1 protein-coding gene is annotated in these 2,274 nt (G+C 38.8%); it reads right to left on the reverse strand.

Annotated elements, in window-relative coordinates; genetic code table 11:
* Positions 1-118: 118 nt before the first annotated feature.
* A partial coding sequence (locus CQA44_RS12830; RefSeq protein ID WP_115547403.1) for a TonB-dependent receptor occupies positions 119-2,274 on the reverse strand: 2,156 nt, incomplete at its 5' end.

The following is a 2,274-nucleotide window of genomic DNA, read 5'->3' on the forward strand; positions in this document are numbered from 1 at the left end:
ATGTTATGATTGCAAGATTAATTATCCTAAGATTCTAAAAAGAGCCCCTCTATAATGAAAAAGAAGTACCAACTTTTTAACTTTTATTTTATTTCAATTGTATGGATTAATTTCTGCATTACCTTTTTATCCCCACTTGTAGCCAAAATTGTCTGCCCACTTCATACACAGGCGTAGCAGCAAATCTTGCACTCCCCACTGTGCTAGAGAAATTATAAATTGCCATCACTTTAGAATCTAGCACATTATAAATATCCAGATTCACATATAGGGTATTTTTATGCCACATATCGATTTCAAAGCCTATCCGCATATCCCAAGTGAATGCTCCCTTAATATCAAAAGCCCTAAAAGTTGCCACTTTGGTAAGCACCCCATTAATCACAAAGCTATCTTGTTCGTTGGTATTAGTGTTAGCCATTGCCCTATATCCACTGCGATAACGCAGAAAGTTGTTCCATAGCCATTTGGTACGCCAGATTTGAAAAGTATGTGTGGTATTCAGTCGCAAGGTATAAGGACGCATAAAATTATCTGCAGGTCTATCGGCATAGCGCATGAGTTGTCTATCATAGCTAATCCACTCATTTGCTAATTCATCATTGCTTAGGTTATCCGCATAAGTCCCATAGTTTCGCTTCGTATTTGTCCAATCAAATGCAAGCAAATAGTGATGTTTCACTCCAAAGGTATCGATAGGCTGATTATTTTGAATCATGAAAGTAACCACATCGGTATTGCTTTGTCCATCATTGGTGTATTGATAGTAGTTGGTGCCTGTTGTACCTTGATTACCGTCAGCTCCGCAGCTTCCGCCGATAAAGTTCCCACTTGCATGATAACATCCTCTTCGGATTTCATCGCGTCCGAATCGATGAATATATTTTGCGCTTAAGCTAAACATATAAATTTTTTGTGAGAATCCAGCTATTAGTTCATCAGAGTAGGGGACATTGAGTTCTTCAAAGCGGGTATTATTGCGGTATTGTTGCGTTACTCTTGCCTCATTCCAACTCTGTGTTTCGTTGTCCCTTTGGATTTGGGAGTTTAGAGCGTTACGTCCATCAAGCAAGGCATAAGTGTAGAGATTGCGTCCGTAATAGCGATTTGCTCCAAAGCTAAATGATGTTGCAAACTCTTTTGCTTTCTCCCATTGATTCCAAGGAGCGAGATAATTTAAGCTGAAGCGTGGGGCGATGGGGGCTTTATTCATATAAGTATCATAGTCTAGTCTAAGTCCAAAGCGTGTATTGATTTCTCCTGTTTGTCCTAACAAAAAATTCATATTGTCTTCGACAAAGAGAGCAGTAGAGAAGTTACTTACATTGATTTTGCCTGCTTTGTAATAAAATGCCTGTGAAATCCATTGTCCACCGTTGTTGCCATTTTGATAGCTTGGCACAGGTGAAGCTGAACACCAATAATTATCATTACAAGTTTGCCCTGCTGCGAGATAAGTGGTTGGCGTAAAACCCTGCAGTGTATCATGCTCCCTTTCCCATTTGGCATGGACATAACCTAACTCCAGCCCTACATTAACTTTATTTTCCCAAAAGCTAAGTTTAATCGGCTCAAAGGTTTGGTTGATTTTAAGATGAAGGTCAGTTTGTGTGGTATTGACATTTCCATATCCTCCTTCACCTGCATTGCCATGCGGATTCCAATTTTTTTCTGCACTGTAATGCCAGATTCTCATATCATTTGCTGAGCCTGCGCGCGAGTTCTCCAATAAGCTAAAGCCAAATTGTGCGTTAAGCAGTCCTAATTTATTGTCATAAAAGGATTTAAGTCCGAGCTGATGCCCACCTGTGAGAAAATAAAAGTTTGAATCTTTGGTATTTCTAATAAAGTATTCATTGTATTGGGGTGCATAAGTGTAGCTTGCTTCAAGCCTTAGAGATTCCCCGATGTCATAATAGCTTTTAAAAAAGAAATTATAGTTTTGTCGCTTCAAAGTTTTTTGATTGCTATCAAGCACTGTGCCGTTATTGATATAAGAGTTTGCATAGGCATTCACGGGGATAAAGCTTTGCGTGGTATTAAAACTCCCAATTATGCCACTTTTATCGTTGATTTTAGATTCTATGCTGGCACGTACAAAGTGTTTGATAAATTCTGGTTGTCCGCCTGTAGGAGTATCTGTGTTGATAAAATTATTTAATCCGTCGCTACCACCATAGAGATGATAATTTGTCATTGAGAAAGCATCAGAATGGGCATTGCCTTGTGTGATTTGATAACTTATATTTGCACCAAATTTCTTAGTAGGGCGTC

The sequence above is a fragment of the Helicobacter sp. MIT 14-3879 genome (genome assembly GCF_003364125.1).